Consider the following 26,909-nt stretch of genomic DNA (forward strand, 5'->3'; position numbering starts at 1 on the left):
CTGCGCGGGATTGGGTTCCCCGGCCGCAGATTACCATTCGCCGGAGTCGGGATTCAATCGACGCCACAAGGACTTGCCCGGATATCAGGCACGTTCCGTCGTTCCCTGCGGTCGTCCCGTCTCCCACCCATCGATGATGCCCCGGGGACCAGCATTCAGAACCGGAAATCCACGCCCGCGTAGAGCATGCGTCCGTAGCGTGTCCGCAATACGTCATGCAGCTGTCTCCGAAACGCCATCGGCGCTTCTCCATGCTGCAACGCACAATGCCTAGCCGCGACGAGAGCGGACGCGGGGTCCGCGATCATCTCGGGGAAAATAGCCCATGCGTAAGGTTGCAGCCTGCCTCTTGGCCGGCACTTCGCTTCTCATTTCCGGTGCCGCCTTCGCGCAGAGCGAGCAGGCCGCGCCTGCCGCCGACGACATGGTGGGCCAGAGCGAGATCGTCGTGATCGGCAAGGGCGAGACCCGTCAGGTCCAGCAGCTCGATGCCTCGGACATCGCCGAGCTCGCCGCTGGCACCAGCCCGCTCAAGGCGATCGAGAAGCTGCCGAGCGTCAACTTCCAGTCGGCCGATCCGTTCGGTGCCTATGAATGGGCCGAGCGCGTCTCGATCCGCGGCTTCAACCAGAACCAACTCGGCTTCACGCTCGACGGCATCCCGCTCGGCGACGCGAGCTACGGCAACGTCAACGGCCTCCACATCAGCCGCGCGATCACCAGCGAGAATATCGGCGAGGTCCGCGTGTCGCAGGGCTCCGGCTCGATCGGCACCCAGGCGACCAACAATCTCGGCGGCACGCTCGAATTCTTCTCGCGCGATCCTTCGGACAGCTTCGGCCTTCAGGCCCAGGGTACCTATGGCACCGAGAACACCGTCCGCCTGTTCGGCCGGCTCGAGACCGGGGACCTCGGCAACGGCGTCGCCGGCTATGTCTCCTATGTCTATTCGGACATGGACAAGTGGAAGGGCTGGGGCTCGCAGCGCACCAACCAGGCCAATGCCAAGATCGTCGCACCGGTGGGCGGCGACGTGCGCCTCGTCGGCACGCTGAGCTATTCGGATCGCCGCGAGAACGACTATCAGGACCTGTCGCTCGGGATGCTGAACCGTCTCGGCTATGACTGGGACAATATCTCGAACGACTATGCGCTGGCAGTCCGCGTCGCCGACATCGCCAACAACCGCGGCGAGACCGGCGCGCCAGTGAGCAACGCCGCGGCGGGCACGGTCTATCCGGCGCCCTTCGCGACCGTCGACGACGCCTATTTCGACGCCGCCGGCCTGCGCCGCGACTGGCTCGCCTCGTTCGGGATCGAAGGCGGCGGCGAGGGCGGGCTGCGCTACAACCTCAAGGGCTATTACCACAACAACCACGGCCAGGGCCTGTGGTACACGCCCTACGTGCCGAGCCCGGGCGGCGCCTCGCCGATCTCGATCCGCACCACCGAGTACGACATGGACCGCAAGGGCGCGTTCGGCGACGTGGGCGCGACCTTCGGCTTCAACCAGGTCAGCGTCGGCCTCTGGTACGAGCGCAACGACTTCCAGCAGGCACGCCGCTTCTATGCGCTCAGCAGCCGCACCGAGCCGGGCCGCGACAGCCTCGACTTCCAGTCGAACCCCTTCGCGACCCAGTGGGACTTCGATTACAAGACGGACACCTTCCAATATTATGTCCAGGACAAGCTGACCTTCGGCGACCTGACGGTGAACCTGGGCTGGAAGGGCTTCGAGGTCCGCAACCAGGCGAATCCGGTCGTCGCGGCCAGCCTTGCCTCGGGCAAGATCAAGGTCACCGACTGGTTCCAGCCGCATGCGGGCTTCGCCTACGTACTCGCGCCCGGCGCCGAGCTGTTCGGCGGCTTCACCCAGGTGACGCGCGCCTTCACCGCCTCGGCCACCACCGGGCCGTTCGCGACCACCCAGGCGGGCTTCAACGCGCTGCTCGGCGGCTCGACCAAGCTCGAGCCCGAGCAGTCGGACACCTATGAGCTCGGCGGCCGCTTCCGCTCGGGGCCGTTCACCGGCTCGCTCGCAGGCTATTATGTCAACTTCCGCAACCGCCTGCTCGGCGTGACGACGGGCGCGGGCATCGTCGGCAATCCGGTGACGCTGCAGAATGTCGGCGACGTCCGCTCGGTCGGCTTCGAGGCGACCGGCGACCTCCGGCTCGGCAGCGGCTTCGGCGCCTTCGTGTCGTACAGCTACAATGACTCGACCTATCGCGACAACGTCACCAACGCGGCCGGCGTCCTGCTCGCCGCGACCAAGGGCAAGACCGTGGTCGACGCGCCCAAGCATCTGCTCAAGGGCGAGCTGACCTATGACTATGCCGGGTTCAACGCCCGGATCGGCGCCAACTATATGAGCAAGCGCTACTTCACCTACACCAACGACCAGTCGGTGGACGGCCGCGTCGTCGTCGACGCGACGATCGGCTACAAGTTCGACCTCGGCGGCCACGCCCTCGAGATCCAGGGCAATGCCACCAACCTGTTCGACAAGAAGTACGTCGCGACGATCGGCACGAACGGCTTCGGCAATTCGGGCGACAACCAGACGCTGATGGTCGGCGCTCCGCAGCAGTTCTTCGTGACGCTGAAGGCAGGGTTCTAACCGCGAACGAAATCCTCCCCCGGTTCGCTGGGGGAGGATCCGTCCGTCACTCCTCCACTTTCCTCAGGCATCGCCAGCCCCAGTGACCACCGACGCCCGGCGACGCGTGCAGCCCTATGGCCGGGGCAAGCCCAGTAAGCAGGACCTGTCGCACGGGTCATGCACAGGCCGGTAAACGGAATGCCCCCTGGTCATTGACCGGGCACTGGGATCCGCGCTCTTATTTCGGACCGATCCGAGTCAGGAAATCCTCGAAGCTGTCGCCGAGCAGCGTGATCTCGCGCCCCTCCGCCGCCTCGAAGTCGTAGCTGACCACCTTGGGGTCTGCGCTCCCCCGATAGTCGAGGCAGACAAGGCCCGAATAGTTGGTGGTCGCGATCGGCACGAGTTTCGGATCCAGCTCCCCTTCATTCTGCTCCCAGATGTCGGCAGCCGAATAGCGAGGCTGGGCCTCGTCATAGTGGAAGACGGTGCTGAGCCCGGTCGGTTCTCCCCGTTCCTTGTCGCGGATATAGTTCTGGCCCGAAGCGAAACGCTTGCCGCCGTTCGCTACCGCGAACTCGGCATAGCCGGGCGGCGGCGCGACGCCGCGCTCCGCCAGCTTGCGCTCGACCACGGTGGGCGGCACCTGCGCCGGGGCGGGTCCGCTGGTCGCATCCCAGGGCATCATATCCATCACTCCACCGTAAAGCGCGCGGCATCGCCCCACAAGCTCCAGCCGCCGGTGTGGCCGCCGGAGAAGGTCTCATGCTCGCTGGTGCGGACGAGCTGCATGCGGCCGACATCCTGGTGATGGTGCCAGGTATAATTGTCGGGCGTGTTGCCCGCGCGGATATTGGCGATGTCGGCATTGCTGAAGCCGGCGCCGCGCAACTGGTCGTCGGTCCTTTCGGCCAGCATGCGGTTGGCGGCGGTGAAATGCGTCTCGCGGCTGCCGACCACGATCTTGTCGGGCGGGAGATACAGATCCGCGCGGGTCGAGTCGAAGAGGGGGAAGCCGTTGGCGTCGTACCGCACCGATTCGCCGTTCCTCGTATAGGTTACCGTGCCGTCCGGATTGTCGACGCGGGTCGTACCGTTGGCACCCGGCTGCCGCAAGGTCACCTGGTCGCCGTTGGCGTTGGTCGCGAGCGGGCGGCCGTCGGCGCGGCGCGCGACTTCGGGCGCGGCGCCGATCGTGACCTCGCGGCCGTTGATCGTCACCTTGCGGCCGACATTGGCGGTGTCGACGATCGCGCCGGCCGCATTGTCGGCCGCGCGCGCGCCGCCCGCGAAGAACTCGTCGAGCTGGGTCTTCATGCGCTCGATCGACTCGCGCGCGGAGGCCGGCAGCGCGTCCAACGCCCCCTGCGGGATCTGGTTCACCGCATCGGACACCGCGCGCAGGCCGGGCTCCAGCGCACCGCGCAGGGCAGGATTATGGGCGACGGCGGAGACGGCGTCGGAGACCGTCTGGGCCCATTTCCCGATCTTGCCGAGCTTGGCGAGATCGCCCGCCAGCGGCAGCACGCCGGCGGCGGAGATCAGGCCGTTCACCGCGTGGCCGCCGGCCCCACCGAAATCGCCGGAGAAGAGCGACCCGATCGCACGACCGGCCGAGATCACCGCATTGCCGCCGTCCGCGATCCCCGTGGGATCCACGATCCCCCCGATGTCGAGCGCCATCTGGGTCAGGTCGAGCCCGAGCTGAACGGGATCGGGACCCTGCGGCGCTGCCGTCGGCTGCGATGCCGCGGCCTGGCTCTCGACCTGATCGAGCGTCTGGCCGCTGGCGATCATGCGCTGCAGGCCCGTCTCTATCGCGGCGACGTCGTCGCTGGCGACATTTCCGTCGCCGAATACCCTGTCGAGCCGATCGTAGAGCTGGCGTGCGGGCGTGCCCTCGGCGGCGGCGCGCAGTTCGGACACGCGCTGGCCGTTGCTGTTGAAGCTGACCGCGCCGCCATCGGGCGCATCCACCGAATAGCTGGCACTGGCCAGTTCGCCGCGCTGGACCGGGGTGAGCTGCCGTTCGACCGCGGCGGTGATGGCGTCGGCCTGCGCCGGGTCCTGAAAGCGGGCGCGATCGAGATCCCGTTTCAGGCCGGCCATGTCGAGGCCCTGTTGCGTGTCGCGATTGGCCTCCAGCACCTGATGCGCCGCCGTCTCCGGCGTCGGCGAGGACGCGTTGGTCGTGGCGCTGTCACGCGTGGCGACGGAACTGGTCTGATCGAGCACGATCTTCACCCTTCAACCGGATTCGTACTCCCGAGAATAAGCCCCAGGTGCGATGCCCGGGCTAATCGATCCGCCTATTCCGGCTAGTCGAAACGACTAAAGGGCGGCCCCGGGAAGCGGCGATGTCCGCAATCGTGCCGTTGCCGGACCGTCGGCCCGGCCATTGCCCTCATCGCCAGTATCGCTTCGTATCGAGCAGCGCCTCGCGCGCGCGGTCCGCCTTCTCGACGAGACTTTTCTTCCGCCCTCGCGCCAGCAACCGCGCGGCCTCCGGATCGTCTGCGACGCCCAGCTTCTTCAGTATGTCCGGCGCGGTCGCGAGGTCGTTGAGCAGGCCGAGCTGGCCCTGAAGCATTTCCAGCGCCGCGACGAAACGCTTGTAGCGCCGCCTCTCGCGCTTCCGCGCAAACAGGCTCGCGAAGAACTCGCCCGCATAGCGCAGCTTCTTGGCGTGCTTGCGGACCTCGTGCCGCACGCGATCGTCGGCATGGGCAAGATCGCGCGCCTCCTTCTTCACCTTGCGGCGAAAGCGGCCGAGTGCCGTGCGGGCAAACGCGCGCGCCGGCTGGTCGCCGTCAACCTCGCCACTAGCAGTCAGCTCCACGAGGCCGAGCATCAGGCGCCGCGCACGCGGCGACGAAAGCGCATCGCCGACGCGGTCATAAGCGACCTCCCGCGCAGCTGCGAGACGGTCATGCAACGGGCCGGGCCGGGTGCGTTCCAGCAACACGTCCAGGTTGCGCGCGTCGCCGAGCTCGGAGGCGAGCCAGCGCAGTCCCGCGCGCAGGTCCGCGCCGCCGTCGTCGATCATCGGCTTGAAGATCGAGAAGGCCGATCGCAGGCGGCGCAGCGCCACGCGCGCCTGATGCAATGCCTCCGGATCGCGACCTGCCGCGAGCAGCGCCTCGTTGAGCCGGAACTGCCGCACGCAGGACTGCACGATGCGTCGAAACGCCTGCGCCGCCGTCATGTCGCGGGCGAGCGCGACCGGCTCGGCCTTGGCCCTCGTCGCGGCGGGCGCCAGCAACAGATAGCCCCGTTCCGCCTTGCTCCGTACGCCCAGCCGCACCGGCGCGGCCGCGTCGATCCTGCGGGCGAGCGCGAACAGCCCGGCGGGATCGCCCCCTTTCAGTTCCAGTTCGATCTCGCAGATCGGGGCGCGGCGGTCGCCGGCAACGACTTCGCCCCGGTCGAGGACGAGTTCGATCACCGTGTCGCCATCGCCGACGATCCAGGTGCGCCGTTCGACCCTCACTTCGAATATGGGGACGATGGCATCGGCGGCGTCGCCGAGCAGGCCCCGGACCGGCGCGGTGTCGTCGAGGACCGGCGTGCCGTTCTCGACCGGGCGTTCCCATTCGGATCGCGCGAAGAGGCCGGCGGCGCCGGCATCGTCCGCCTTGATCGTCTGCACGCTTTTCCCGTCCGACCGGCGGATGCGAAGCGAGAGGCCGCCCTTCGCCAGGTCGCGATCGGGCGTATCGAAATAGATCGCCTCCTGTCGCGCCGTCTCCGGATCGCCGGACAGCAGCCCCGAAGCCTCGATCTCGTCGGCGGCTTCCGGCGTCAGCTCGAGCTTCAGTTCGACCTCGTCCGCCATCGATGCAGCTTTACCGCGCGTCGACCGCCAAGTCTCGTTCGATTGGCGTCATGGACGGCTCGGGACGGCGGACCAGCAGCAGAACGCCGAGCCCCGTGGCGACCGGCGTGGTGGAACCAGGCGAGCTGACCCGCCATGGTCCCGAGCGCCTCTCACATCGCTCTCCGGGACGTCCGCAGCATCCTATTTCAGATTGGCATCGAAGAAGCGGGCAATCGTCTCGAACGGGATCTTGTCCACTCGATCGTAGAGATCGACATGGTCGGCGTCCTTGATGATCATCAACTGCTTGGGCTTGCCAGCAGCCTTGTAGGCGTCCTCGGAGAAATAGCGCGAATGCGCATTCTCGCCGGCGATCAGCAGGATCGGCCGCGGGGCGATCTCCTCGATATAGGTGAGCAGCGGCATATTCATGAAGGACAGCGCGTTGGTCGCGGTCCATGACCCGTTCGAATTGGGCGAACGCTCGTGGAAGCCGCGGGGCGTGCGATAATAGTCGAAATACATCCGGGCGACCGGATCGGTGACGCCGTCCAGCGTCTCGGGCAGGATCCGCGGGCCCGGGGCCGGGGAGCCCCTCTCGGCGTCGGCCCAGCGCTGCCGGCTCATCTGCTCCAGCCGCTGCGCGCGCTCTTCAGCGCTGAGCTTGTCGTAATAGCCTCGCGCCATGACCCGCGACATGTCGTACATGCTGGTCGTCACGACCGCCTTGATGCGCTTGTCGACGGCCGCGGCGTTGAGGCCCATGCCGGCGAAGCCGCAGATTCCGACGATCCCGATCCGCTCGCGGTCGACGAAGGGCTGCAGGCCGAGATAGTCGACGGCCGCGCTGAAATCCTCGGTGTTGATGTCGGGGGATGCGACGTTGCGGGGCTCGCCGCCGCTCTCGCCGGTGAAGGACGGATCGAACGCCAGCGCGACATAGCCGCGCTCGGCCATCGTCTGGGCGTAGAGGCCGGAGGACTGCTCCTTCACGGCTCCGAACGGACCCATGATGGCGAGCGCCGCGAGCGGCCGGCGGCCACGCTCCCTGGGCAGGTACAGGTCGCCCGCCAGCTCGATGCCGTAGCGGTTCCTGAAGACGACTTTGCGGTGATCGACCTTGTCGCTCTTCGGGAAGGTCTTGTCCCAAGCCTTGGTCAGGCGCATTGCGTCGCTCCTTGCCGGGGGTGAAGTGATTTGCGCCTCGGACGGCAGGCCGCCGAATGTCGCCAGGGAGCCAGTCAAGGCGGCTCCGATGAACTGCTTGCGGGTGAGCAGGTTGCTCATAAGGGTCGCTCCGTCGCTTTCGGTATTTCGGTGTCGACGAGGTAGCAGCTGCCGTTATCGCGGATTAGGCGCTACAATGCGCATGAACCTGTAAGCAGGACTTCATAATGACGCGCGCATCGCTGGCTGATCTCAACGCCTTTCTCGCAGTTGCGCGCGAACGAAGCTTCACGCGCGCCGCCGCGCAGCTCGGGGTTTCCCCCTCGGCCCTCAGCCAGGCGATGCGGGGCCTGGAGGAGCGGCTGGGGATGCGCCTGCTGACGCGAACGACCCGCAGCGTCGCTCCGACCGAGGCGGGCGAGCGGCTGATCGCCACGGTCGGCCCGCATCTGGAGGGAATCGAGACCGGACTCGCCGCGCTGTCCGCGCTTCGCGACAAGCCCGCCGGGACGATCCGCATTAGCTGCGTCGATCACGCGGCCGAGACGATCCTCTGGCCGGCGCTCGCAACCTTCCTTTCCGATTGCCCCGCCGTCCAGGTCGAGCTCGTCGTCGACAACATCTTGCGGGACATCGTCAGCGAGCGCTTCGACGCCGGCATCCGCATGGGCGAGCGGGTCGCGCGCGACATGGTTGCGGTACGGATCGGCCCCGATATCCGGATGGCCGCCGTCGCGACGCCGGAATATTTCGTCAGGCGCGGCAAGCCGAAGACGCCGCAGGATCTTGCCACGCACGACTGCATCAACCTGCGAATGCCGACCTTGGGCGGCATCTACGCCTGGGAGTTCGAGAAGGGATCGCGCGAACTCGCGGTTCGGGTCGAGGGACAGCTGACGGTCAACGACATCGCCGTGATCCGGCAGGCCGCGCTGAACGGGGTCGGGATCGCCTTCATGCCCGACGACATCGCGCGGCCGCACGTCGATGCCGGCGAGCTGGTCCATGTGCTCGCCGACTGGACTCCGCCCTTTCCGGGCTACCATCTCTATTATCCGAGCCGGCGGCAGCACTCGCCGGCATTCGCTGCCTTCGTCGAGGCACTGAGGCATCGCGGGTGATCGCCGTCCGGGTACGGATTAGGGCGAAGCGCCCCGCTCTACCGGACCTCAGAACCAGGCGCGCACGCCGAGGACGAAGCTCGTCCCCCCGGTGCCCTCGCCACGTTCCCGCGCGAAATCGGCGGTGCGGCCGAAGCGGCGCTCCCAGGAGACGCCGAGATAGGGCGCGAACTCGCGGACGCGCTCGTAGCGCAGCCGCAGCCCGAGCTCGGCGCTCGAAAGCCCGGCACCGACGCGGTTCGCCGGCATGTCCTGCGCGGCGAGATTGAGCTCGCCGCGCGGCTGGAGGACGAGATTTTGGGTGATGCGTTGGTCGTGGCTTGCTTCGGCGCGGGCGAGGAGATCGCCCTTGTCGGAGAGGAACAAGGTACCGCCGATGTTGAACCACCAGGGCGCGAGGCCTTCCACGCCCAGCACCGCGAAAGTCCGCCGCGGACCCGGCCCGATATCCTGGCGGACGCCCGCCTGCAGGTTCCAATAGGGATCCATTGCCCTGCCGTAGAGAATCTGTACCTCGGCGCTCTCGACCCCCTCGCCGAACCGCCCCTCGCCCTCGGACTTGAGCCAGAAGCGATTGATGTCGCCGCCGATCCAGGCCTCGCCTTCCCAGCGATAACCTTCGTTGCCCGACTGCATGCGCAGTTCGGCCAGGTCGAGCATCACCTGGCTGAAGGTGCCGCCGCCATGCTCGCGGCGCATGCCGCGCTCGGCCTCGGCCATCGCCTCGGCGCCCCAATAGGCATCGGCGGCGCGACCCGGCTCGGGCGCGGGCGCGGTCGCGTTGCCCGGCGGCAGATCGGTGCCGCCCTGCCCGACGGGCGCGGGCGGCGCCTGCGTTCCCGGCATGTCGTGGCCCGAATGATCCTGTGCCACAGCGGGCTGGGCGAATGCGAGCGCGAACGGCGCGAGCCCAAGGAGGAGCCGCAGCTTCATGCCGCGTCTCCCCCGAGCGGACGGACCTGCACGGTCTGCATCATGCCCGCATGCATGTGATAGAGGAGGTGGCAGTGAAACGCCCAGTCGCCGGCTTCGGCGGTCACGTCCCAGCTGACCTTGCCGCCGGGCAGGACATTGACCGTGTGCTTGCGCGGGGCGTGATCGCCATGGCCGGTGACCAGCTCGAAGAAATGGCCGTGGAGATGGATCGGATGCGACATCATGGTGTCGTTGACCAGGGTCACGCGCACGCGCTCGCCCGCCTCGAACGGGATCGGCGCCTTCACCTCCGAGAATTTCACGCCGTCGAACGCCCACATGAAGCGCTCCATGTTGCCGGTCAGGTGGATCTCGATCTCGCGGCCCGGCGCGCGGACATCGGGATTGCGCTCCAGCGCCACGAGATCACGATAGGTGAGCACCTGGTGCCCGACATCCTCGAGCCCCTGGCCGGGATCGCCGGTGCGATCGACCGGCATCGGCGCGATCGTCTGGACGCCCGGGCCCATCCTGACCTGCGGCGCATTGGCCGGATCGCGCATCCGCATCCCCGCCATCGAATGGCCGCCATGATCCTGGCCCGAGGCCGGTGCCGCACCATGATCCATTCCGGGCATGGCGGCCGATCCCGTCGCGCCATGGTCCATGCCCGGCATGCCCTCCATGCCTCCGGCGTCGGCGGCGCCGTGATCCATGCCCGACATGCCGCCCATGCCCATGTCCTTCATCGTCGCGATCGGCCGCCTGCGGAGCGGCGGGACCTCGGCGGCCATTCCCGCGCGCGGCGCCAGCGTCGCCCGGCCCATGCCCGAGCGGTCGACCGCTTCGGCGACGAGCGTGTAGGCGCGGTCCTCGGGCGTAACCACCACGTCGTAGGTCTCGGCGACGGTGATCTGAAACTCGTCCGTCTCGACCGGGCGGACGTTCTGGCCGTCGGCCTGGACGATTGTGAACCGGAGCCCCGGGATGCGGACGTTGAAGATCGTCATCGCCGAGGCGTTGATGATCCGCAGCCGCACGCGCTCGCCGGGCCGGAACAGCGCGGTCCAATTGTCCTTCGGGCCATGGCCGTTGACGAGATAGGTATAGGTCGCGCCGGTCACGTCGGAGATGTCGGTCGGGTCCATCCGCATCCGGCCCCATTCGAGGCGCTCCCGGAGCGGCAGGTCCTCGCCGCGCGCCAGACCCGCCAGGGTCTGCTTCTGCCGGTTGAAATAGCCCGGCTGCAGCTTGAGCTTGCGGAAGAGGACGTGCGGGTGGAGCGGGCTGTGGTCCGAGAGCACGACGACGTGCTGGCGGTCGAACGCCACCGGATCGGGATCCTTCGGCTCGATCAGGATCGGCCCGTAATGGCCGAGCTGCTCCTGCAGCCCCGAATGGCTGTGATACCAATAGGTGCCCGACTGGACGATCGGGAACTCGTAGGTGAAGGTCGAGCGCGGCTTGATCCCGGGAAAGGAGATACCGGGGACGCCGTCCATCTGGAACGGCAGGATCAGCCCGTGCCAATGGATCGAGCTGTCCTCGTCGAGCGCGTTCTCGACGTGCAGCCGGACCCTCTGGCCCTCGCGCAGCCGGATGAGCGGCCCGGGGATCGTGCCGTTGATGCCGATCGCATGGCTTTCGCGGCCGTCGACGGTCATCATCCGATGCGCGATGCGCAGCCGGATGTCCTCGCCCGCCACTTCGGGGAGCGGCGTCGTAATGCCACCCGCATTGGTCTGCGCCCAGGCCGGTAGCCAGGCGGCGAGCGCCATTCCCCCTCCGCCCATCGCCGCGCCGCGCAACAGCTCCCGGCGCCCCATCCTGCTCGTCATCTCGTTCCTCCGCGCGGGTTCGCGCTCCCTAATGGTTACGCGGCAGGGACCGTCATCCCTCCCGCGCGGCCCGCTTTCGCCGGCATGGCATGGAGATAGGATTTGACATCATGTCAGGGTCAAGCGCCGGTCTGCCTCACCGACCGAGCTGCTCGGCGAGGCGCAGGCGCGCGCGGCGGAGGCGAGTCTCGATCGCCTTCTCGCTGACGCCGAGCGCCGCCGCGCTCTCGGCCTGCGACAGCCCCTCGATCGTGCGGAGCACCAGCACCTCCCGCAGCGAGGCCGGGAGCGCGGCGATCGCCTGCGCGGCGCGCGCGAGCGCCTCGCGATCCTCGGCCTCGACATCGAGGCCCGGCCGGTCCTCGACCACGCGCTCCGCGGCATCGTCGAGGGGGCGTGCGAAGGCGAACAATCGCCGCACCGCGCGGCGCCGGGCCCAGTCGCGGCACTTGTTGAGCGCGATGACGGTGAGCCAGGCGCGCATCGGCCGGGCCGCATCGTAGCGCCGGAGCGCGGCATGCGCCGACACGAAGGTCTCCTGGACGAGATCGAGCGCTTCCTCCGGATCGCCGATGCTCGCCGCGACGATCCGGTAGACGGCGTCGCGATGGCGCGCGAGGATCGCGGCGAAGGCGGCGGTGCGACCAGCCAGGCTGAGCGCGGCGAGCTCGCCGTCGGAAAGGCCGGCGAGATCGAGAGTCACCGGGCCTCGGCGGTCAGCGCCTTCACCACCGCCTGGTCGAACCTGGCCGCCTGATCGGGCCGGAGGATCGCGCGCATCGCGAAGACGTGCGCGAGCGTCTCCTTCTGGAGCGCGCCCATCGCGACATGGATGCGATCGACCGCATCGCGCACGCGCGGACCCGCCGAATGCTCGGCCTCGATCGCCGCGGCGAGTCGGGCGTTATCGGCGCGCAGCTCCATCTCGAGCGCGCGCTTGCGCAGTGCGAACTGCCGCTCGAGCGCATCGAGCTTCGCCTGCTGCGCCGCGTCGAGATCGAGCCCGTCATGGAGCAGCGCGTGCAGCTCCGAACCGGGCTGCCGGAGCGCCGGCACGAACCAGCGGGCCGCGAGCACGCCGGCGACCGCGGCGGCGAAGGCGATGAGCGCGACGAGGAGGAGGCGGCCGGGGCGCATCAGCCGCCCAGCAATGTGGAAGGCGCCAGCGACCAGCCGGCGTCGAACACCAGCGGCTGGGCATGCGTCGGCTGGGTCAGCCCGCCCGCGAAGCCGATGCCGACCGCGACGACCACCGCGAGCGCACTCGTCAGCAGGAACGCATCGCGGCGCGGCGCCGGCGGCGCGGCCACGCGATCGAGCACCGACGCCGACACGGCATCGAGCCCCGGATGCGGCGCCCGGGCGGAGAGCCGCCCGAGCAATTGGTCCAAATCGTCCGTCATGATCCGCCTCGTCCCCGATCACATAGGTTACGCACCGGCGCGCGCCGTCCCTCATGCGATCCGCAGCACCGGATCATGCCGCGCCGTGCCTGCGCATGCCAGCCTTGGGTTCGTATCGATATTCAGGTCCCTAAATCCTCCCCCGCCAGGGGGAGGTGGCGCCGAAGGCGTCGGAGGGGGAGGTAGGCAGTGCACTCTCCAAGTGAGCACAGTGATTCCGCCCCCTCCGTCACGCTGCGCGTGCCACCTCCCCCTGGCGGGGGAGGATTGAAAGGCCTCGCCCCTGATTGTCGATACGACCCAGCGCGCCGAGGGCTCGACCGCCGCCGTGCGTAATCGAGAGTGACGGACAGGCCCCTTGACCCTGACATGATGTCAATCCCTAGATGGCCGGGCATCGGAGGAACGCAATGACGACTCATGCCCATCACGATGCCCCGCACGACCATGCCGGCGGCTCCGCCGGCGCCCTGCCGCCCGGCAGGGTGAAGGACCCCGTCTGCGGGATGACCGTGGACCCGGCGACGACTGCGCACCATGCCTTCCACCACGGGGAGGAATTTCATTTCTGCAGTGCCGGCTGCCGCGCGAAGTTCCTCGCGGATCCCGAGCGCTACCTCGCGCCGCCCGCGCCCGCGGCCGAAGCGCCGCCGGGAACCATCTACACCTGCCCGATGCACCCGCAGATCCGCCAGGTCGGCCCCGGCGCCTGCCCGATCTGCGGCATGGCGCTCGAACCCGAGACGATCACGCTCGACAGCGGCCCCAATCCCGAGCTCGCCGACATGACGCGCCGCTTCTGGGTGGGCCTCGCGCTCGCGCTGCCGGTGTTCGCGCTCGAGATGGGCGGGCATCTGACCGGGCTGACGATGCTGGTGGGGCAGCAGCTCTCCAACTGGCTGCAGTTCGCGCTGGCGACCCCGGTCGTGCTCTGGGCCGGCTGGCCGTTCTTCGAGCGCGGCTGGGCGTCGCTCCGATCGCGCAACCTCAACATGTTCACGCTGATCGCGATGGGCGTGGGCGTCGCCTTCGCCTATAGCGTCGTCGCGGTGCTGGCGCCGGGCATCTTCCCGGCGGCGTTCCGCGGGCATGACGGCGCGGTCCCGGTCTATTTCGAGGCGGCGGCGGTGATCACCGTGCTCGTGCTGCTCGGCCAGGTGCTCGAGCTGCGCGCGCGCGAGCGCACCTCGGGCGCGATCAAGGCGCTGCTCGACCTCGCCCCCAAGACCGCGCGACGGCTGCGCGACGACGGCGGCGACGAGGAAGTCACGCTCGACCTGATCCAGGTCGGCGACCGGCTGCGCGTACGCCCCGGCGAGAAGGTCCCCGTGGACGGCGAACTGCTCGACGGCCGGGTCGCGATCGACGAATCGCTCGTCACCGGCGAATCCATGCCGGTCACCAAGGAGCCCGGCGCGCAGGTGATCGCGGGCTCGCTCAACAAGACCGGCGCGTTCGTGATGCGCGCCGACAAGGTCGGCACCGACACATTGCTCGCGCGGATCGTCCAGATGGTCGCCGAGGCGCAGCGCAGCCGCGCGCCGATCCAGCGCATGGCCGACCAGGTCTCGGCATGGTTCGTGCCCGCGGTGATCCTCGTCGCGCTCGCCGCCGCGCTCGCCTGGGGGCTCGTCGGGCCCGATCCGCGGCTCGGCTATGCGCTGGTCGCGGCGGTCTCGGTGCTGATCATCGCCTGTCCCTGCGCGCTCGGGCTCGCCACGCCGATGTCGATCATGGTGGGCGTCGGCCGCGGGGCCCAGGCCGGAGTGCTGATCAAGAATGCCGAGGCGCTCGAACGCTTCGAGAAGATCGACACGCTGATCGTCGACAAGACGGGCACGCTGACCGAGGGGCGCCCCGCGGTGACGCTGGTCCGGCCCGCTGCCGGCCAGGACGAGGCCGAGCTGCTGCGCCTCGCCGCGAGCGTCGAGCGGGCGAGCCAGCATCCGCTCGGCGAGGCGATCGTCCGCGCCGCGACAGAGCGCGGGCTCGCGCTTGCCGAGGTAGAGGATTTCGACGCCCCGATCGGCCGCGGCGTCACCGGGCAGGTCGAGGGGCGGCAGCTGCTGCTCGGCGGGCCGCGGCTGATGCGCGAGAGCGGCGTCGACCTCGCCGCGCTCGCCGACGCGGCCGAGGCGCTGCGCGCCGAGGGCGGCACGGCGATCTTCGTGGTGATCGACGGCGCGCTCGCCGGGCTGATCGGCGTCGCCGACCCGATCAAGGCGAGTGCGCCCGAGGCGGTGCGCGCGCTGAAGGCCGAGGGCATCCGCGTGGTGATGATGACCGGCGACAACCGCACCACCGCGCGCGCCGTCGCCGCGCGGGTCGGGATCGACGAGGTCGAGGCCGAAGTGCTGCCCGAGGACAAGGCGGCGGTGATCGGGAAGCTGCGCGCGCAGGGCCGCGCGGTGGCGATGGCGGGCGACGGCGTCAACGACGCCCCGGCGCTGGCCGCGGCCGAGGTCGGCGTGGCGATGGGCGCGGGCGCCGACGTCGCCATCGAGAGCGCGGGCGTGACCCTGCTCCAGGGCGATCTGGGCGGGCTGGTCCGCGCGCGCCGGCTGTCGCGGCTGGTGATGCGCAACATCCGCCAGAACCTGGTCTTCGCCTTCGCCTATAACGTCGCGGGCGTGCCGATCGCGGCGGGCCTGCTCTATCCGCTGACCGGCATGCTGCTGTCGCCCGCGATCGCGGCGCTGGCGATGGCGCTCTCCTCGGTGAGCGTGATCGGCAACGCGCTGCGGCTCCGGCTGGTGCGGCTGTGAAACCGCGAATGGGACACGGCGCATGAACATCGGTCAGGCATCGCAGGCGAGCGGGGTCTCGCAGCGGATGATCCGCCATTACGAGAAGATCGGGCTGATCCCGCGCGCCGCGCGGCGCGACAGCGGCTATCGCGACTATTCGGAGGCCGACCTGCACCAGCTGCGGTTCATCGCCAATGCGCGCGACCTGGGCTTTCCGATCGAGGAGATCGGCAAGCTGCTCGACCTGTGGCGCGACCGCGGCCGCTCGAGCGCCGAAGTGAAGGCGCTGGCGACCGCGCGCGCCGAGGAGCTGCAGCGCAAGGCCCAGGCGCTCGAGGCGATGCGCCGCACGTTGCTCGACCTTGCCGGCCGCTGCCAGGGCGACGCGCGGCCCGACTGCCCGATCCTCGACTCGCTCGCGGCGCGTTCCTAGGCGGCGCCCAGAGGGTCGAGCGTCCCCAGCCAGGCGACCAGAGCGAGGATCGCGATTGCGCAGGCGGTCTCCATCGCGAGGCTCCGGCGCAGCGCCGCCAGTGCCGCGGCGTGATCCCCGGCCGCCATCGCGCGCTCGAAGCGCGGCACCAGCCGGAAGCGATTGCCGGCGGCGAAAGCGAGCATCGCCGCGAACAAGGCAAGCTTGGCGAGGAGCAGCTGGCCATAGCGAGCGGCCGGGAGCGCGGCGATGCCGTCCAGGCCGATCGTCCCCAGCAGATTGACGACGCCCGACACGACCAGCGCACCGACGACGAGCGTGCCCAGGCTCGAAAAGCCCGCGAGCACGCGATGCGAGACGCGGAGATGGGTGCGCTCGATCTTTCGCGCCGGGCGCAGCAGGAGCAGCAGCATCGCGAAGAGCGCGCCGACCCAGATCCCGGCGGCAAGGAGATGGACGATGTCGGCGCCGAGCCGGAGCCAGCCGGACGCGCCTTCGCCGGCGGCACCGTGCCCGCCCCAGGCCAGGCTCGCGAGCGCCGTCCCACCGGCGAGCGTCGCCAGTGCCGCACCGGCCATCGCCGTCCCCCGGCGCCGAACCGGCCAGGCCGCCACGAAAGCGACGGCCAGCGCCGCCATGCGCAATTGCCACGCAGCGCCGTTGCTCGTCTCGAGCAGCAGCACGTCCAGGGTCTCGCGATCGAGCGCGAACGGCCCCGTGCCGGCGAGGCTCGCGGCGAGCGCGGCCAGCCCCAGCAGCGACAGCAGCGCGCCACCGAACGCCGTTCCCGCGACGAGCGACGCGAGCGGAAGCAATGCGCCCGAAACGCGCTCGCGACCGCGCAGCGCATGGAGGCTGAATGCGGCGAGGCCGAACAGCGCCATCAGGTCGAGATAGAGGAGGAACCGGACCGCGACGGCGAGCTCCGTCACCGCTCAGCGGACCGTGAAGTCGAAGCCGCCCTCGATCTTGTGGGTATCGGCGGACACGACCTGGTAGGTCACCTTGTAGCTGCCCGCGGCGAGCGGGCGCGCGAGAGTCACCACCAGCGTCTTGCCGTCGGCGGCCATGGCGGCGCGGCCCTGCACGGGCATCGGCGGATGATCGGCCATGCCGGGCATCCCCGTCATCACCACCTGCGCACTCGACAGCCGCGCGACGAGGCGTTCGGAGAAACGCAGCTCGACCTTGGCGGTGGACTTGACCGTCGCGCCGGCCGCCGGCGTCGACGAGAGGAGCTTGGGATGGGCGGCCGCCGGCACGGCGACGATCACCGCGGCGGCGGCGAGGACAGACAGCGTGGAACGCATGGGAAAGGCGATCTCCTGGACGTCGGCATCGGTGCCGACACCAAGGATACGCAGCTGCGGCCCGCGCCCCTCGCCCTTCAGCTCTGGACCACGGCCCGCCCCGCGGCACGGCCGCTGAACAGGCAACCGCCGAGGAAGGTACCTTCGAGCGAGCGATAGCCGTGCATGCCGCCGCCGCCGAACCCGGCCGCCTCACCCACGGCGAACAGTCCCGCGATCGGCTCGCCGTCGCTGCCGAGCACGCGCGCGTCGAGGTCGGTCTCGAGCCCGCCCAAAGTCTTGCGGGTCAGGATGTTGAGCCGCACCGCGATCAGCGGTCCGTTGGCGGAGTCGAGGATCGGGCGCGGCGGGGCGGTGCGCATCAGCCGCTCGGCGAGGCCCAGCCGGGCGTTGCGGATGCCCATCAGCTGGAAGTCCTTCGAGAAGGGGTTGGCCAGCTCGCGGTCGCGCATCACGATCGAATCCTCGATGCGCCGCCGGTCGAGCGGGGCTCCCTCGCCGATCCGGTTCATGCCGTCGACCAGCGTCGCGATGTCGTTCGCCACGACGAAGTCCTCGCCCTGCGCCTTGAAGGCCTCGACCGGCTCGGGCGCGCGGCTGCGGCTGGTCACGCGGCGCAGCGTCCGCCGCAGGCTCCGGCTGGTCAGGTCGGGATTCTGCTCCGAGCCCGACAGCGCGAACTCCTTGCGGATGATCGCCTGGTTGAGCACGAACCAGCTGTAGGGATTGCCGCCCTCCAGCAGATAGCGCAACGTCCCCAGCGTGTCGTAGCCCGGCAGGAACGGCGGCGGCAGCCGATCGCCGCGCGCATCGAACCACATCGAGGACGGACCCGGCAGGATGCGGATACCGTGATCTTTCCAGATCGGCCGCCAGTTCCGCAGCCCTTCGACATAATGCCACATGCGATCGGAGTGGATCAGCCGCGCGCCCGCCGCCTGTGCGATGCCGATCATCCGCCCGTCGACATGCGCGGGGACGCCGCGCACCATGAAGGCGGGCGGCGTGCCCATCCGCGCCGGCCAGTTGCGACGGACAAGGTCGAGATCGCCGCCGATCCCGCCCGAGGCGACGATCACCGAACGCGCGGTCAGCCGAAAATCGCCGACCGCGTCGCGCGTACTGGCGGCGCCGCGTTCGACGGGATCGGGCGCGAGCCGCGTGCCCGACACGCCGGTGACGCGGCCGCCTTCGGTCTCCAGCGCATCGACGCGGTGCCGCCACAGGAAGCGCAGCCTGCCGTCGCGCTCCGCCGCGCGCGCCAGCTCGGCAAAGGGTTTGACCACGCCCGGCCCCGCTCCCCAGGCGATGTGGAAGCGCGGCACCGAATTGCCGTGCCCCTCGGCGCGCCCGTCGCCGCGCTCGGCCCAGCCGACCACGGGCACGAACGACACGCCCAGCCCGCGCAGCCAGTCCCTTTTCTCGGTCGCCGCGAAGCGCACATAGGCCTCCGCCCAGCGCCGCGGCCATCGGTCCTCGGGTCGATCGAACCCGGCGGTGCCCAGCCAGTCCTGCCAGGCAAGTTCATGGCTGTCGCGGATGCCCAGCCGGCGCTGCTCGGGCGAATCGACGAGGAACAGCCCGCCCAGCGACCAGAAGGCCTGTCCGCCCAGGCTCTGCTCGGGCTCCTGCTCGACGACGACGACGGAAGCACCGCGCGCCACCGCCTCGCTCGCCGCGACAAGGCCGGCGAGCCCGGCGCCCACCACGATCACATCGGCATCGCGCGGCGCCATCAGCGCAGCTCCCGCCGCAGGATCTTGCCGACATTGGTCTTGGGCAACGGCGTGTCGCGGATCTCGACGATCGACGGCACCTTGTAGCCGGTCAGCCGCGTGCGGCAGTGCTCGCGCACCGCTTCGACCGAGAGCGTGGTCCCGCGCGGATGCACCACCGCCTTGATCCGCTCGCCCTTCACGGGATCGGGTACGCCGACCACCGCGACTTCGGCCACGTCCGGATGCGTCGCGATCGCCGCCTCGATCTCGGCGGGATAGACGTTGAAGCCCGAGACGAGGATCATGTCCTTGATCCGATCGATCAGTTGCACCTCGCCGTCCCTCCCCATCACCCCGACATCGCCGGTCGCGAGCCAGCCGTCGTCCGACAATGCCCGGGCGCTTTCCTCGGGATGCCCCCAATAGCCCCGCATCACCTGCGGCCCGCGCACGCAGAGCTCGCCGGGCTCGCCGAGCCCCGCCCAGCTTCCGTCGGCGCGGCGCATCCGCACCTCAGTGGACGGCACCGGCAGCCCGACGGTGCCGCTATAGCCCATCACGCCGGGCGTCGCGAAATCGACCGGGCGGATGCACACCACCGGCGCGCATTCGGTGAGCCCATAGCCCTCGACCAGAGGCTTGCCGGTGAGCGCCTCCCAGCGCGCCGCCACCTCGGCATGCGTCGCCATCCCTCCGGCGATGGTGAGCCGCAGCGCGGAGAAATCGCGCGCGCGGAATTCGGGATCGTCGAGCAGGCTGGCGAAGAGCGTGCTCACCCCCGCCATGCCGGTGAACCGCTCCTTCCGGAGGATCCAGCTCACCCGCCGCGTGTCGCGCGGATTGGCGATGAGGATGTTGCGCCCGCCCACCCCCATGAACATCAGCAGGTTCGCGGTGAGCGAGAAGATATGGTAGAGCGGCAGCAGCGTGACGTTGGTCAGCAGCTCGCTGTCGTCGAGCTGCGGCATCACCCAGGCGCGGCCCTGCAGCACATTGGCGACGACGTTGCGGTGCGTGAGCATCGCGCCCTTGGCGACGCCCGACGTGCCGCCGGTATATTGCAGGAAGGCGAGGTCGCCCTGCGCGATCCCGGGCCTGCGATATGCCAGCCGCCGTGCCCGGCGCATCACTTGCTTCCATCGGTACATGCCGCGTTTCGGCCAGGGCGCGGGCTTCTGCCCCGCGGCGCGCAGCATCAGCCCGATCGCCGGCCCCTTGATCGGACCCAGCATGTCGCCCATCGACGTCACCACCACTTCGCGGACCGCGGTCTGCGCGCGGATCGACGCGAAGGTCGCGGCGAACATGTCCATCACCACGAGCACCACCGCGCCGCTGTCGCGCAGCTGATGCGCCAGCTCGGGCGCGGTGTAGAGCGGGTTGACGTTGACCACCACCGCGCCCGCGAACAGCGTGCCGAAAAGCGCCGCCGGATATTGCAGGCAATTGGGCATCATCAGCGCGACGCGATCGCCCTTCGCCACGCCCACGCTCTGCAGCCACGCCGCGAAAGCCTTCGCGTCCGCGAGCGTCGCGCCATAGGTGCGCCCGCTCCCGAGGCTGACGAACCCGATACGCCCCGCATAGCGCAACGCGTCGCGCTCGAAGATGTCGGCCAATGTCCCCGCCGCGTCGAGCTCGGCGTCGATGTCGATCGGAACGCCGGGGCGATAGAAGCGCGTCCAGAAGCGCTCGGCCCAGAGCCGATCCGCATCGCCCTGCGGGATCGGCTCCGTGGTCACTTCTCGACCACCGCCACCACGCCCTGCCCGCCCGCCGCGCAGATCGAGATCAGCCCGCGCCCCCCGCCGCGCCGGTCGATCATCCGCGCCAGATTGGCGAGGATCCGCCCGCCGGTCGCCGCGAAGGGATGCCCCGCCGCGAGCGAGCTGCCGTTGACGTTGAGCTTCGCGCGATCGATCGCCCCCGGCGGCGCATCGCGGCCCAGCCGGTCGCGCGCGAATTGGGGGTCCTCCCAGGCCGCCAGCGTGCACAGCACCTGCGCGGCGAAGGCCTCGTGCAGCTCGTAATAGTCGAAGTCCTGGAGCGTGATGCCGAGCTTGTCGAGCATCCGCGGCACCGCATAGGCCGGCGCCATCAGCAGCCCTTCCGCGCCGCCGACAAAGTCGACCGCCGCAGTCTCGCCCGCCCGCATATACGCAAGGATCGGCAGCCCACGCCCGCGCGCCCATTCCTCGCTAGCGAGCAGCACCGCTGCCGCGCCGTCGGTCAGCGGGGTCGAATTGCCCGCGGTGAGCGTGCCGTTCGCGCGATCGAACACCGGCTTGAGCGTCGCGAGCTTCTCCACGCTGCTATCGGGGCGAAGGTTGTTGTCGCGCGCCAGGCCGCGCCACGGCACGATCAGGTCGTCGAAGTCGCCGCGGTCATAGGCGGCGGCCATATTGTGGTGGCTCCGCACCGCCAGCGCGTCCTGGTCGGCGCGGGAGATCCCCCAGCGCTTCGCCATCAGCTCGCAATGCTCGCCCATCGAAAGCCCGGTGCGCGGCTCGGCGTTGCGCGGCAGCTCGGGCTTGAAGAGCATCCCCGGCCGGACCCTGGCCAGCGCCTTCAGCCGGCCTCCCAGCGTCTTTGCGCGATTGGCCGCGAGCAGCGCCTGCCGGAAGCCCTCGTTGACGGCGATCGGCGGGTCGGACGTGGTGTCGGCGCCGCCCGCGATGCCCACTTCGATCTGGCCGAGCGCGATCTTGTTCGCGACGAGGATCGCCGCCTCCAGCCCGGTGCCGCAGGCCTGCTGCACGTCATAGGCCGGCGTTTCGGGAGAAAGGCTGGTCGACAGCAAAGCCTCGCGGGTGAGGTTGATGTCGCGCGCCTGCTTGAGCACCGCGCCTGCCGCGACTTCGCCCAGCCGCATGCCTTCGAGTCCGAACCGCTCGACCAGCGCCTGGATCGCGGCGGTCAGCATCTCCTGGTTCGATGCATCGGCATAAGCGGTGTTCGAGCGCGCGAAGGGGATCCGGCTGCCGCCGAGGATCGCGACGCGGCGCGGTTCATTTGAGCTCAGCATGCATTCCCTCGAGTGCGAGATCGCGGCCGAACCGGCCGATCAGATGGAGCCGCTCGCCCGCGCCGTCGCGCACCGCGAAGGCAGTGCCATGGTCCGACGGGTCGGCGAAATGGGTGGCGCGCCCGGGCAGCTGGATCGGGGCGCGGAACGCCACGTCGATCGCGATCCGGTCGACCGGCGCGGCGGGGAGTGCGCGTGCCAGCGCCCGCGCCTTGGTCCACATCCCATGCGCGATCGGCCGCTCGAACCCGAACAGCCGCGCGCCGAGCCACGACATGTGGATCGGATTGCGGTCGCCCGACAGGCGGGCGTAACGCGGTGCCACCGCGCGCGCGATCGTCTCGGCGCCGGTCGGCGTCGTCGCGGCATCCGCGTCGGACAGCGTCGCGACCGGCGCACCGAGCGCCGAGCGCGCGCCGCGCCGCAGATACACGCTCTCGCTTCGCCACACCGTCGTGCCGCCGCGCTGCGCCTCGGCGCGGATCGTGAACGCCTGTCCGCGCGGGTGCGACCGGAATTCGCCGAAGCCCGCCGAGACGGTCAGCCGATCCCCCAGCGCCAGCGCGCGATGCTGGACGATGCGGTTGGCGATGTGGACCGTTCCCGCCAGCGGCCAGGGAAAATCGCGCCGCATCATCAGCGCGAGATGGAGCGGGAAGGCGAGCAGATGCGGCCAGGTCGGCGGCACGCCCTGCGCTTCGTCGAACCCGCACAGGTCGCGATAGTCGGCGAGCGGCGCGGCTTCGATCGGCAGGTCGGGGCGGACCAGCCGCACGCCTGGCAGCACCGGGTGCGCCGGCGCGGACTTCGCCAGCGACGCCAGGCCCGCGAGCAGCACCGCGCCGGGCGAGGAGGGGCGATCGACGATCAGCGTCTCTGCCACCATGGCGATCAGGCTCCCAACAGGCTCTGGCCGCAGACGCGGACGACTTCGCCCGAGATGCCCGCGCTGCCGGGATCGGCGAGCCAGAGGATCGTCTCGGCGACGTCCTCGGGCTGGCCGCCCTGTCCCAGGGAGTTCATCCGCCGCCCGGCCTCGCGGATGGTGAAGGGCACCGCCGCGGTCATCTGCGTCTCGATGAAGCCCGGCGCGACGGCGTTGGCGGTGATGCCGGCGGGCGCCAGTTCGCGCGCCAGCCGCCGGATCCAGCCGATCACCCCGGCCTTCGAAAAGGCATAGTTGGTCTGGCCGACATTGCCCGCGATCCCGCTCAGCGAGGACACAGCGACGATCCGCCCGCCGCGGCGAATCTGTCCGGCCGCGAGCAGGGCAGCGGTGACTCGCATCGGCGCGGCGAGGTTGACTTCCATCACCGTATTCCAGCGATCGGCCTCCATCCGCGCGATCGTCTTGTCGCGGGTGATCCCGGCATTGTGGACGATCACGTCATAGCCGCCCCGCGCGCGGGCATCCTCGACGATCCGCCCGGCGGCGTCGGGCGCGGTGATGTCGAGCGCGAGCGCGCTGCCGCCGAGCCGGGCCGCCTGTTCGGCGAGCGCTTCCTGGGCTCCGGGCATGTCGAGCCCCACGACATGCGCGCCGGTCCGCGCGAAGCTGTCGACGATCGCCGCGCCGATCCCGCGCGAGGCTCCGGTGACGAGCACCGTTCGTTGCAGGTCTGCCGCTCCCGCCACGGCGGTGCCGACGCGGATCGCCTGCCCCGAGACATAGGCCGAGCGCCCCGACAGCAGGAAGCCGAGCGTGCTTTCCAGCGCCGGATCGCCCGCGACGGGCACATAGACCAGTTGCGCCGCGATCGCCCTGCGCGCTTCCTTGGCGAGCGAGCGCAGGAAACCCTCGAGCCCGCGCCAGATCGCGGCGGCCTCTTCGTCCGGCGCCTGATCGGGATCGTGCGCGAGCAGCACGATGCGGCCGTTGGGCCGCACGCCGCGCAGGTTCTCGTGGAAGATGCGGTACAACGCCTCGGTCGCCGCGACGGTGGCGCAGCCGGTGGCATCGACGATCAATGCATCGACGGGCGCTACCGCGTGCGCCACGCCGAGCTTCTCGAGCGTGCGCGTCACCAGGCCGCCCAGCCGCCCGCCGCCGGCATCGGCGACCAGCGCCGCGGCGGCCATGCGCGCGGGATCGCGGTCGATCGGCACCGGCTGCGGCAGCCCGAGCGCGCCGGTGAGCCAATGTCCGATCCCCGAATTGGCGAAATCGAGATAGCGGTCGCTCATTCCGCGGCCACCGCGAACGCGTTGCCGACATTGCGTTGGCGCAGTCCTTCGGCCAGCCCGAAATCGGGCGGGAAGTCATCGACCTGGATCGCGATATCGGCATGTTCGGCGAAGCGGGCGATGGCTTCCCGCTCGCTCGCGTCGATCAGCCCCTGCGCCTCGGCCTCCGCCGTCCAGGCCCCGAGTGCGCGGAAATTCTGCGGCAGCCGCGCGATCCTGCCCGCGCGGATCGCCGGTCGCAGCCGCGCCTCGATCGCGGCGACCGCGGGATAGAGCTCGAACGCGACTTGCGTGGCGGCGATCGGGTCGACGTCCATGCGCGGCGTCCAGGAACCCGCGAGCAGCCGGTCCCGCGCCGCCCCGTGCGTCTGGACCAGCTGCGCCACCGCGGCGGCGGCGCGATCGTCGGGCGAGGCGAACCGGCCGCCGAACGGCCGCACCAGCAGCCGCAGCGCGAGCGCCGCGAGGCGGCTGGGATGGTTGGCGATCACTTCGCGCAGGGCAGTATCGGCACGCGCGAGCGCGTCGCGCGCGGCCCAGTGCACGAAGGGCAGGTCCGCCGCTGGGCGGCCTTCGTCCTCGAAGCGCTTGAGCACCGCCGACAGGATGAACAGCTGCGACAGGATGTCGCCCAGCCGCCCGGTCACCGTCTCGCGGCGCTTGAGCGTTCCGCCGAGGGTCGCCATCGACAGGTCGCTCGCCAGCGCCAGCGCGGTCGAAAGGCGGGTCGCGCGGCGATAATAAAGCGCGAGCTCCGGCGCCGCACCGGAAGGTGCCGGGATCAGTGCGCCCGCCGGCGTCGCGAACGTCAGCGCCCGCGCCGCATTGCGCAGCAGGAAGGCGAAATAGCCGAACAGCGCCCTGTCGAACCGCGCGAGCCCCGCTGCGCCTTCCTCCTGCGCCGAGCGCAGAAGCGTCAGGATATAGGGATGGCAGCGTATCGCGCCCTGCCCGAAGATGATCAGCGTGCGCGTCATGATGTTCGCGCCCTCGACGGTGATCGCGATCGGGATCTGCTGATAGGCGCGCGCGAGGAAATTGGCCGGCCCCATGCAGATGCCCTTGCCGCCGATCAGGTCCATGCCGTCATTGACGATCAATCGGGCGCGCTCGGTGACATGATATTTGGCGATGGCCGAGATCACCGAGGGCTTCTCGCCCTGATCGAGCCCGCTCGCGGCGAGCCGGCGGGTCGCATCGATCGCATAGAGATGCCCCGCCATCCGCGCGAGCGGCTCCTGCACGCCCTCGAACATGCCGATCGGCACGTTGAACTGGCGCCGGATCGCGGCATAGGCACTCACGCCGCCCACGGCGAGCTTGGCCATGCCGACATTGGACGAGGGCAGCGAGATCGCCCGCCCGGCCGCGAGGCACTCCATCAGCATCCGCCACCCATTGCCGACCTGCTCGCGCCCGCCGATCACCATGTCGATCGGGACGAACACGTCGTCGCCCGAGGTCGGGCCGTTCTGGAAGACGGCGTTGAGCGGCCAATGGCGCCGCCCGATCCGCACGCCCGGATGATCGCGCGGGATCAGCGCGCAGGTGATCCCCGGATCCGCCTCGCCGCCCAGCAGCCGCTCGGGATCCTGCACCCGGAAGGCGAGCCCCAGCACCGTCGCGATCGGCGCCAGCGTGATGTAGCGCTTGTTCCAACTGACGCGGAACCCGAGCGTCTCGCGCCCCTGCCACATGCCGCGACAGACCAAGCCGGTATCGGTGATCGAGGCCGCGTCCGAGCCCGCATAGGGGCTGGTGAGCGCGAAGCACGGTATCTCCTCGCCGCGCGCGAGCCGGGGCAGATAATGGTCCTTCTGCGCGTCGGTGCCGTAGTGGAGCAGCAATTCGGCGGGCCCGAGCGAATTGGGCACCATCACCGACACCGCCGCCGCCGAGCAGCGCGTCGACAGCTTCTGGATCACCTGGCTGTGCGCATAGGCCGAGAAACCGAGCCCGCCATAGGCCTTCGGGATGATCATCCCGAGAAAGCCGTGTTCGCGGGCATAGGCCCAGGCCCGGGGCGGCAGATCCTGCCACACCGCCGTGCTCTCCCAATCGTTCGCGAGGTCGCAGAGCTTCTCGGTCTCGACGTCGAGGAAGCGCTGTTCCTCCGCGGTGAGCGACGGCGCCGGCGTCGCGAGCAGCCGGCGCCAGTCGGGCCTGCCGGCGAACAGTTCGGCGTCCCACCACACCGTGCCCGCGTCGATCGCCGCCTGCTCGGTCGGGCTCATCCGCGGCATGATCCTGCGGAACACGCCGCGCAGCGGCGCTGCGAGCAGCACGCGGCGCAGCGGGTGCAGCGCCAGCACGAGCAGCGGCACCAGCATCACCGACAATGCTGCGGCGGCCTCCCAGCCGATCACGCCCAGCGCATAGCCGGCGCCGATCCATGCCGCGAACAGCGCGAGATGCAGCCAGGCGCGCGCCTGGAACAGGACGAGCCCGAAGCCCGCAGCGAACAATGCGCCGATCCAGATCGCCATGGCCTATCTCCAGCCGCCTCAAGTTATATTGACATCAATGTCAATATTGCCACGTCGGCGTCAAGTTACAAAATGGCCGGAACGCGGGGAGTATCCCGGCACGCGGCACTTCCGTGCGGCGCGGGACCGGCCGCGCGAGCGAA

Annotated in this window: 21 protein-coding genes; 4 read left to right on the forward strand and 17 right to left on the reverse strand. The window is 69.9% G+C overall.

Annotation, left to right across the window (positions count from 1 at the left end; genetic code table 11):
- The first annotated feature begins 325 nt into the window (after positions 1-325).
- Entirely contained in the window at positions 326-2,620 is a 2,295-nt protein-coding gene (locus tag MT490_RS11085; protein WP_297387283.1) for a TonB-dependent receptor, read from the forward strand.
- A gap of 220 nt (positions 2,621-2,840) precedes the next feature.
- Here MT490_RS11085 and MT490_RS11090 read toward each other — a convergent pair whose 3' ends face one another.
- The 4 genes from MT490_RS11090 to MT490_RS11105 all read right to left on the reverse strand — a co-directional run bounded on the left by MT490_RS11090 (position 2,841) and on the right by MT490_RS11105 (position 7,586).
- Positions 2,841-3,296: an SMI1/KNR4 family protein gene (locus tag MT490_RS11090; RefSeq protein ID WP_297387286.1), complete on the reverse strand. Its 456-nt coding sequence runs from the start codon at positions 3,294-3,296 to the stop codon at positions 2,841-2,843.
- Positions 3,296-4,846 (reverse strand): HNH endonuclease, encoded by a 1,551-nt coding sequence (locus tag MT490_RS11095; RefSeq protein ID WP_297387288.1) that lies wholly within the window; start codon positions 4,844-4,846, stop codon positions 3,296-3,298. The genes MT490_RS11090 and MT490_RS11095 overlap by 1 nt, the downstream gene beginning before the upstream one ends.
- Before the next feature lie 160 nt (positions 4,847-5,006).
- Entirely contained in the window at positions 5,007-6,437 is a 1,431-nt protein-coding gene (locus MT490_RS11100; RefSeq protein ID WP_297387289.1) for a CHAD domain-containing protein, read from the reverse strand.
- Between the two features lie 183 nt (positions 6,438-6,620).
- Entirely contained in the window at positions 6,621-7,586 is a 966-nt protein-coding gene (locus MT490_RS11105) for an alpha/beta hydrolase (RefSeq protein ID WP_297387292.1), read from the reverse strand.
- Between the two features lie 227 nt (positions 7,587-7,813).
- Between MT490_RS11105 and MT490_RS11110 the strand changes: the two genes are divergently transcribed.
- Positions 7,814-8,707, forward strand: coding sequence for a LysR family transcriptional regulator (locus tag MT490_RS11110; RefSeq protein WP_297387294.1), 894 nt, complete (start codon positions 7,814-7,816; stop codon positions 8,705-8,707).
- 48 nt (positions 8,708-8,755) lie between these two features.
- Here MT490_RS11110 and MT490_RS11115 read toward each other — a convergent pair whose 3' ends face one another.
- The 5 genes from MT490_RS11115 to MT490_RS11135 all read right to left on the reverse strand — a co-directional run bounded on the left by MT490_RS11115 (position 8,756) and on the right by MT490_RS11135 (position 12,863).
- Complete coding sequence (locus tag MT490_RS11115) at positions 8,756-9,640, reverse strand: copper resistance protein B (RefSeq protein ID WP_297387297.1); 885 nt, start codon at positions 9,638-9,640, stop codon at positions 8,756-8,758.
- Positions 9,637-11,460, reverse strand: coding sequence for a copper resistance system multicopper oxidase (locus tag MT490_RS11120; RefSeq protein WP_297387300.1), 1,824 nt, complete (start codon positions 11,458-11,460; stop codon positions 9,637-9,639). The genes MT490_RS11115 and MT490_RS11120 overlap by 4 nt, the downstream gene beginning before the upstream one ends.
- Positions 11,461-11,596: 136 nt before the next feature.
- The gene (locus MT490_RS11125; RefSeq protein ID WP_297387303.1) at positions 11,597-12,163 is read right to left on the reverse strand and encodes an RNA polymerase sigma factor; all 567 of its coding nucleotides are present in this window, start codon (positions 12,161-12,163) and stop codon (positions 11,597-11,599) included.
- Entirely contained in the window at positions 12,160-12,597 is a 438-nt protein-coding gene (locus MT490_RS11130) for a periplasmic heavy metal sensor (RefSeq protein ID WP_297387305.1), read from the reverse strand. Before MT490_RS11130 ends, MT490_RS11125 begins: the two co-directional genes overlap by 4 nt.
- Positions 12,597-12,863: a hypothetical protein gene (locus MT490_RS11135; protein WP_297387308.1), complete on the reverse strand. Its 267-nt coding sequence runs from the start codon at positions 12,861-12,863 to the stop codon at positions 12,597-12,599. Before MT490_RS11135 ends, MT490_RS11130 begins: the two co-directional genes overlap by 1 nt.
- A 506-nt stretch (positions 12,864-13,369) precedes the next feature.
- Here MT490_RS11135 and MT490_RS11140 point away from each other — a divergent pair.
- Both MT490_RS11140 and cueR read left to right on the forward strand, forming a co-directional pair.
- The gene (locus MT490_RS11140) at positions 13,370-15,628 is read left to right on the forward strand and encodes a heavy metal translocating P-type ATPase (RefSeq protein ID WP_297387394.1); all 2,259 of its coding nucleotides are present in this window, start codon (positions 13,370-13,372) and stop codon (positions 15,626-15,628) included.
- 22 nt (positions 15,629-15,650) lie between these two features.
- Positions 15,651-16,043, forward strand: coding sequence for a Cu(I)-responsive transcriptional regulator (gene cueR, locus MT490_RS11145; protein WP_297387311.1), 393 nt, complete (start codon positions 15,651-15,653; stop codon positions 16,041-16,043).
- Here the strand turns inward: cueR and copD are convergent.
- The 8 genes from copD to MT490_RS11185 all read right to left on the reverse strand — a co-directional run bounded on the left by copD (position 16,040) and on the right by MT490_RS11185 (position 26,766).
- Entirely contained in the window at positions 16,040-16,975 is a 936-nt protein-coding gene (gene copD, locus MT490_RS11150) for a copper homeostasis membrane protein CopD (protein WP_297387314.1), read from the reverse strand. The two genes, cueR and copD, sit on opposite strands and share 4 nt — an antisense overlap.
- 3 nt (positions 16,976-16,978) lie before the next feature.
- A complete protein-coding gene (gene copC / locus MT490_RS11155) occupies positions 16,979-17,353 on the reverse strand; it encodes a copper homeostasis periplasmic binding protein CopC (protein ID WP_297387317.1) in 375 nt (124 codons plus the stop codon).
- Positions 17,354-17,430: 77 nt separating this feature from the next.
- On the reverse strand, positions 17,431-19,089 hold the full coding sequence (locus MT490_RS11160; protein WP_297387319.1) for an FAD-binding dehydrogenase: 1,659 nt from the start codon (positions 19,087-19,089) through the stop codon (positions 17,431-17,433).
- The gene (locus tag MT490_RS11165) at positions 19,089-20,813 is read right to left on the reverse strand and encodes an AMP-binding protein (protein ID WP_297387321.1); all 1,725 of its coding nucleotides are present in this window, start codon (positions 20,811-20,813) and stop codon (positions 19,089-19,091) included. The genes MT490_RS11160 and MT490_RS11165 overlap by 1 nt, the downstream gene beginning before the upstream one ends.
- Complete coding sequence (locus MT490_RS11170; RefSeq protein ID WP_297387323.1) at positions 20,810-22,096, reverse strand: acetyl-CoA C-acetyltransferase; 1,287 nt, start codon at positions 22,094-22,096, stop codon at positions 20,810-20,812. The genes MT490_RS11165 and MT490_RS11170 overlap by 4 nt, the downstream gene beginning before the upstream one ends.
- Positions 22,080-22,982 (reverse strand): MaoC/PaaZ C-terminal domain-containing protein, encoded by a 903-nt coding sequence (locus MT490_RS11175; RefSeq protein ID WP_297387324.1) that lies wholly within the window; start codon positions 22,980-22,982, stop codon positions 22,080-22,082. The genes MT490_RS11170 and MT490_RS11175 overlap by 17 nt, the downstream gene beginning before the upstream one ends.
- Positions 22,983-22,987: 5 nt before the next feature.
- Positions 22,988-24,280, reverse strand: a complete 1,293-nt coding sequence (locus MT490_RS11180) for a 3-oxoacyl-ACP reductase (protein ID WP_297387326.1) — start codon at positions 24,278-24,280, stop codon at positions 22,988-22,990.
- Positions 24,277-26,766 (reverse strand): acyl-CoA dehydrogenase, encoded by a 2,490-nt coding sequence (locus tag MT490_RS11185; protein WP_297387328.1) that lies wholly within the window; start codon positions 26,764-26,766, stop codon positions 24,277-24,279. Before MT490_RS11185 ends, MT490_RS11180 begins: the two co-directional genes overlap by 4 nt.
- Between the last annotated feature and the right edge of the window lie 143 nt (positions 26,767-26,909).

Origin of the sequence: Sphingomonas sp., assembly GCF_026460985.1 — a bacterium.
Classification (GTDB): Bacteria; Pseudomonadota; Alphaproteobacteria; order Sphingomonadales; family Sphingomonadaceae; genus Sphingomonas.